Here is a 6677-nt window from a genome sequence, read left to right as displayed (position 1 = left end):
AACCGCTTCATTGACTGTCCCGTTCAATTGGGTAGGGACGCTATCGCCCGCGACATTCCGATTCAAGTTGAAAAGGTCCTGCATCGGAAAAGCGGCGCTGCGGCGGTGGTTTGTGCAACATTCAGGCCAGACTGGCTCCGCAGCGTTATTGTTTCAATGACACTATTACTACTCAAGGAGATCCGCATGCTGAAAACGACGTTCATCAAATGTGTACTCGGCGCCGCCGTTGCCACCGCTTTCGCCCTGCCTGCCAGCAGCTACGCCCAGACGGGCGCGGCGACCATGAACACCCCCGCAGCGAGCGCGCTGAACAAGGCGGACCAGAAAATCGTGGCCGACATGGCGCGCGCCAACATGGCGGAAATCGAGGCCGGCAAGCTGGCGCTGGCCAACAGCCAGAGTGCGCAAGTCAAAACCTTCGCCCAGCAAATGATTGACGACCACACCAAGGCCCTGAACGACGTGACGCAACTGGCGCAAACGAAAGGCGTCACACTCCCGACCGAACTCGACAGCAAACACAAGGCGATGGCCGCCAAGCTGGGCAAGCTGAACGGCGACGCCTTCGACAAGGCCTACATGGCCCAGGCGGGCGTGGGCGATCACAAGGCCGTACACGCGGCGTTGAAAAAATTTGAAGCCAAGGCCAAAGACCCGGACGTCAAAGCCCTCGCCGCCAAAATGCTGCCGACGGTAGAACAGCACCTGCACACGGCTAGCGACGTGGCCGGCGCCAAGGGCGGCGCCAAAGGCGCCAAAGCCCCGGTAACGGGCGAAGCGAACGACCATACGTCGGCAGGCGGCGCCGGACATGGCGCAGCGCCTGGCGCGGCGAAGGTGGGCGCCAAAACACCGGCCCCCGCCGCCGGAGTCAAACCGCCTGTTGTGGGCGATGCAAACGAGCAGAACGCCGGCAAGCGCTAAGGCATTGATCGCCGTCCGCACCGGTGCAATATGCACGGGTGCGGACTGTGGGGGGCTTGCATCGCCACCGTGGCGCGTTCCCTGTTTGTCGTATTTATCGCACTAATCCCCTCCTGTTTGAGTCCCGCCGACACGTACGGCAGACATGTTTTACATTCCATGTGGAAACGTTGCGCCCCGTCATCTGAGCGATGAAATGCGAAGCTAAAGTCAGACATCAGCGTTCGCCAATCGTTCAACTTTTCGGGATACTCATGCCAGCCGCCGCCTTCGCCGCACCCTGCCGCAGCCTGCTCCATGACCTGGCGGATGGGACGATGCCGGCATGAGCGAAACGCCGAACAGCCTGCGCGACTTGATCAGCGACCGCCAGCACGACCGCCTGCTGCGGCTCTCGTTTCCGCATGACGACGGGCCGGCGGCGCAGTTGCTGGTCAACGCGATCGAAGCATCGGAAGGCTTGTCGCGTCCCTTCGACTATATCGTCGAGCTGCTGTCGGATGAGCCGAATATCCCCCTCAAAAGCGTGCAGGGAAAGATGCTGTGCGTGCAGCTGGTGCGCAAGGACGGCAGCATGCGCTATTTCACCGGGCTTGTTTTCGGATTCAGCCTGAAGACGGTCGACGGCGGCGTGTCCTATTACGAGGCGCGCCTCGGCCCCTGGTATAACTACTTGGGTATGCGCCAGGATAACTACCTGTTTCATAACACCACCCTTTACCAGCAGAGCGCCAGCATTTTCAGCGACTATGGCAATCTGGCCGATTGGGACTGGCGGGTTGGCGGCGCCACGACGGTGATGAACGACGCCTGCCAGTTCGGCGAGACCGACAGCAATTACCTGGAACGGCGCTGGGCGACGGCGGGCATCTTGTACTGGTTCGAGCATACCGAACATGGTCACAAATTGGTGCTCTCGGACGATTCGACCAGCGCGCCCGCCATTGATGGCGATCCCGATGTGGCTTTTCAGCGCTATGGCGGATCGGCCGAAGAGGATGGCATTGGCGAATGGTCGCCCGGGCGCCGGATTACGCAGGGCAGCGTGGCGCTGGCATCCTATGATTTCAAGACCGGCCAGCCCGCGACCACCTCGTTGCCGACGGTTCAACAGCAAGGCGACGTCCTGCAGATCGAATCGTACGAATACGCCGGCGCTTACGGTTTCAAGAACAGCGCCAATGCGCGTGAAGTCGCGCAGCGCCAGATCGAAGCGCTTGAAGCGGGCGGCAAGCAATTCGATGGCAGCGGCAATAACCGGCACGCCATGCCCGGCCGCTGGTTCCGGCTGTGCGGCCACTTTGATGCCGCCACGGCCGGCGACGACGCGCAGGCGCGCGAATTCCTGATTACCGAAGTCCATCACAGCGCCAGCAATAACTACCACCGCCAGGGCGCCACACCATCGCATTATGAGAACCGGCTCAAGGCGATCCGCAAGATCATTACCTGGCGCCCGCCGCGCGCGCATAACAGCAGCGACACCCGCATTCACGGCATCCAGACCGCGACCGTGGTCGGTCCCGCCGGTGAAGAAATTCACACCGACGAATACGGGCGCGTGCGCGTGCAGTTTCACTGGGACCGTGCGGGTAGCAATGACGAGAAAAGCTCCACCTGGCTGCGCGTTGCAACGCCGTGGGCTGGCGCCAATTTCGGCATGACCACCATTCCGCGCGTCGGCACTGAAGTGCTGGTGCAGTTCATGGATGGCAATCCGGATCGGCCGATTATCACCGGCATGGTACCGAACGTGAATACCATGCCGCCCTGGACGCTGCCCGATAACAAAACCCAGTCCGGCATCCTGACCCGTTCCACGCCCGGCGGGGCGTACGACAACGCCAATGCGCTGCGATTCGAAGACAAGAAAGGCGCGGAGCAGCTCTGGCTGCATGCCGAAAAAGACCAGTTGACCGAAGTCGAGCACGACGAAGACAAATGGGTCGGCAACGACCGGCGTAAAACGGTCGATCGCGACGAAACCAATCATATCAAGCGCGACCGCACCGAGACGGTCGACCGCGACGAAACCATGACGGTTCATCGCAACCGCAACGAGCGGGTTGATCACAACGAGACTATCAGCATTGGCGAGCATCGCGATGAGGACGTGGGCCAGAACGAAACCATCCATATAGGCCGCAACCGCACCGAGACGGTCGATCAGAACGAGCGCATCACCATCGGCAAGAACCGCGACAAGCATGTTCGCAATAACGCGTCCGACAAGATCGGGAAAAACTGGTCGATCAAGGTGGCGAAGCTGAAGAAAGAAAACATCGGCATGGCCAATCTGGAAAATATCGGCCTGGCGCGCATGACCAATATCGGCATTGCGTACTCGCTGATCGTGGGGATGGTGCGCAATACCGCCGTGGGGGTGAGCGACTTTCTGACGGTGGGTAAATCGCGCAAGGTGACGGTGGGCGAGAGCCAGGAAACCAGCATTGGTAAAACGGAAACCAGGACGATCGGCCAGAGTCATATCACCTCGGTGGGCGAGCATCTGGAACTGGTGTGCGGCGCGGCCAAAATTGTTCTGCGCAGCGATGGCAGCATTTTTTTGCAAGGGACCCAGATTCATGTGCAGGGCAGTGCGCAAATCAATGCCGATGGTGGCTTGGTGCAGCTCAATTGCGGCGCCGCCAAAGCCGCGCCGGCTGCGCCGGGGCCGAAGAAGGAGGCGCCTGCGGATACAGCGGCAACTGCGGGATCGTCGCTGGTCGATTGCGCAGGTACGGGCACGTCCGGCTTGGATGCCGGCCTTGAAAAGCTGATGAGCGGAGAAATGAGTCCCCTGGCCATATTCAAGGAACTCAAGAATCTCGCGCAGACGGCGAAAGCAGTCAAGAACGGCGACGTCGGCGCCATTGCCGGCGTGCTGGGATCGGTGGTCGGCGGCGCGTCGGCAGTGATGAAGGGCGCCGGCAAAGGCGGCGGCGGTAGTTAATCGTTTCAGTTTGATGAGGTGTCAGTCATGGGAAAACCATCAGCCAGGCAAACGGATGACGTGGCGCATCCGCGCGGAAGCGGCGCCATTCTGGAAGGCAGCGCCAATGTGCTGATCGGAAGTCTGCCCGCGTCGCGCATTGGCGACAAGGTCCAGCACAACGGCGCGCGCGACACCATCGTCGAGGGTGAAAAGACGGTTCTGATCAACGGCCAGCCGGCGGCGTGCATGAGCGACCGGGTCAGCTGCCACGGCATTATCAGCGGCGGCTGCATGACGGTGTTGTTTGGAAAGGACAAGGACGAAACCTGCCTGATCGAGGCCGCCGACGCTGGCGCGATGACGGTTCAGCCGGGGAAATGATGATGACGGACGACGCCACGCGTAAGGCGCTGCACCGGCTGCTCAGCGAGCGCAGCGGGACGCTATATGCCTTGTATGACGCGGCGGCGGACAACGGTTTGCTGTCCGATTTGCAGCGCGATGGTGTGGCGCACGAGTGCCTGTATAGCGGCACCAAGGAAATCACGCTGCGCAACGTGGCGCCGTATCTGATTCCCTGCGCGCAGTTCGGACCGGATGCGGCGGCATTCATCGAGCAGGTCTGGCATCGGGGCGTGACGATGCTGGTGGAGTCCGACGCGGGGTGCGAGGCCCTCAAAATTCAGTTGAAGAAAAACAGCTTCGTCAGGAATAGCGAGGGCGTGGAATGCTACTTCCGTTATTACGACGCGCGGGCGTTTGCACGGTTTGTGAGGATGGCGAATAACGAACAACTGGGCCAGTTCTTTGGAAGTGCGTGCCGCACGATCTATTTTGAGGATGCCGGTAGCGGGAAAATTATAGGGCTGGTAGGGAAGAAGACAACGCTGATCAGCCGGATTTTTGATCCAGGGAAGATGCAATTTGAGGTGCGAGATATCTGCACTCAACAACACAGAACAGGATAAGCATGATCGAGTTCACAGAGGATCAGGAAAGACGAGCCATGCGGAGAGACTGCCGGGTCTGGACACAACTGATGGTTCGTGCGTGGTACACGAGTGACTACCCGAATGCGACGAGCTACCCAGCTGTTGCGTTAGTAGCGGATTTGCAATGGATCTATTTCGCTTGCTATAACGAGAACATGCAAAATCTAGATATTATTTCGTTGTTGGGGTTAATTGTACTGCAAGCAAAAACGCTAAATTGCTCCAATGAAGATGTAGCGTGCATTGCGGACTTTTTCATATTTCATGCACAAGCCAATAATGTAAATTATGCCAGGAATTGGATTGAAATTTATCTAGAGGAAATTATTTACCATGCCCCGTAAAATTTCCGCCTCGTCCCGCCCGGACCGAACGGAAGAAAATCTTTCTGAGGCCGATAAGTACGAGCTTCAACAGGAGCGAAATTTGATTGCTGAAGCGAAGGCATGCCAAGTAAATGCGAAGCTGGCCAGATTAGAAATGACTAAGTTAAACAAACAACAAAAAGGCTTGGCGAAAAAAGATCCGGACACGACTATTCTATCCAGGGAAATAAGCGAAAAAATAAGGATGCTCCAAGCTGTAGCAAATAAAGAATGTGCTGTATCTCATTTTGGTTGTGTCCCCTCCAACACTTCAAAAAAAATCATTGCCCCGAAATCTATGGGAGAAGAGATAAATGAAACTTACGGGACAAAAATAGATTTTGAAAAAATTTCCTTCTTTGAAGGCGGTGAACATACTGTCGCATATATACCATGGTGGCCATATTTAAAAAACGATCGCCCAACCATCAAATTTTATTCCAAAACAACAACGAAAGAAATCCCGCGGCTTGCTGGTTTTTACAAGGGGAAACCAGATAACAGATCGGGAGCCACAATTGGAATTGGAGTTGATCTGGGGCAGGCGTCGGCTCAAATATTTTTGACAAAAATGAAAGCAGGGAATATGGGGTCGCAAAAAATTTCCGAAAAAGAGCTGAGTGAATTGCACGAAAAAATTCGGCCATATTTTCAAAAATTCGGAGGTGAGGCTTGCAAATTTTTACGTGAAAATCCTCTGGTCTTAAGTGCGAAAGAGTCACATTTCTTAAATAAGGTTGCCCACGAAGAAGCCTTAAAGATAGCAATTGATAAATATGATGGCTTTGCTACGCATAATCACGGTAAAAAATTTCTAAACTTGAGTCTTGAGCAGCAAACGGCCCTTCTTTCGAATAGTTATCAGAAAGGAAGTCCGGACTTGGATTTAATTATGGCAATTATTCACCAAAATGGAAAAGAAATACCTCCTACAGTGCGAGAATATGAATATCTGTTGGCCGCTATGGGAGGCAAAAAAGAAAAATTGAGGAGCCGTAAATGAAGCGAATAATTGTTCCTATTTTCATTTCAATCATATTTCTCTTAAATTCTGCAAATGCAAAATCACATATGAAGAAATTTGAAAACCCCGCCGTTCAATTTGCCGGAACGTGGCGTGTAGAAGCGTACGATTTTCGAGAATTCAGCGAGATTCCAACCGATTTGGATACCCAGTTGCAGCGAAAATCTGCATCATTTCCGGTGGGGCAGAGATTGGCGATTGATTGGGATGGCACCGTCGTGATGCCGGGCAGTTACAACACTGAGAAAATGAAGTTCGAGGGTCCGGTTGGTGAGGCTTTGTCCATTTCGTTTCTAATGCCTTTAGAAAGAGCCTCTTGCAAAACTAGCGGAACGGATGAAAATTGCTTGGCAGCGCAAGCGAAAAGGTGGGAGTGGGCGCCCATTTCTGGCATGATTTAGTTCTAACGCTTAATCAAAACGCCCACACCATGA

General features: G+C 55.4%; 7 protein-coding genes. All 7 read left to right on the top strand.

Going from position 1 to position 6677, the window contains the following annotated elements; genetic code table 11:
- Positions 1-927 (top strand): DUF4142 domain-containing protein (locus F1735_RS37040; RefSeq protein ID WP_308628244.1); only part of this gene is annotated, 927 nt, incomplete at its 5' end.
- A 325-nt stretch (positions 928-1252) separates the two neighbouring features.
- On the top strand, positions 1253-3880 hold the full coding sequence (locus F1735_RS32065) for a type VI secretion system Vgr family protein (RefSeq protein ID WP_167240877.1): 2628 nt from the start codon (positions 1253-1255) through the stop codon (positions 3878-3880).
- A 27-nt stretch (positions 3881-3907) separates the two neighbouring features.
- Positions 3908-4243: a PAAR domain-containing protein gene (locus F1735_RS32060; RefSeq protein ID WP_167240875.1), complete on the top strand. Its 336-nt coding sequence runs from the start codon at positions 3908-3910 to the stop codon at positions 4241-4243.
- A 2-nt stretch (positions 4244-4245) separates the two neighbouring features.
- Positions 4246-4830 carry a DUF4123 domain-containing protein gene (locus tag F1735_RS32055; protein WP_167240873.1) on the top strand — a complete coding sequence of 195 codons (585 nt, stop codon included), beginning with the start codon at positions 4246-4248 and terminating at the stop codon, positions 4828-4830.
- A gap of 2 nt (positions 4831-4832) precedes the next feature.
- Positions 4833-5198 (top strand): hypothetical protein, encoded by a 366-nt coding sequence (locus F1735_RS32050; RefSeq protein WP_167240871.1) that lies wholly within the window; start codon positions 4833-4835, stop codon positions 5196-5198.
- A complete protein-coding gene (locus F1735_RS32045) occupies positions 5188-6222 on the top strand; it encodes a pesticin C-terminus-like muramidase (RefSeq protein ID WP_167240870.1) in 1035 nt (344 codons plus the stop codon). The genes F1735_RS32050 and F1735_RS32045 overlap by 11 nt, the downstream gene beginning before the upstream one ends.
- Positions 6219-6644 (top strand): hypothetical protein, encoded by a 426-nt coding sequence (locus F1735_RS32040; protein ID WP_167240868.1) that lies wholly within the window; start codon positions 6219-6221, stop codon positions 6642-6644. The genes F1735_RS32045 and F1735_RS32040 overlap by 4 nt, the downstream gene beginning before the upstream one ends.
- Positions 6645-6677: the final 33 nt, after the last annotated feature.

Source organism: Massilia genomosp. 1 (assembly GCF_011682185.1).
GTDB classification, from domain to species: Bacteria; Pseudomonadota; Gammaproteobacteria; order Burkholderiales; family Burkholderiaceae_D; genus Telluria_A; species Telluria_A rubra.
The sequence above is the reverse complement of the archived record's forward strand: the minus strand, read 5'-3'. Positions and strand labels throughout refer to the sequence as shown.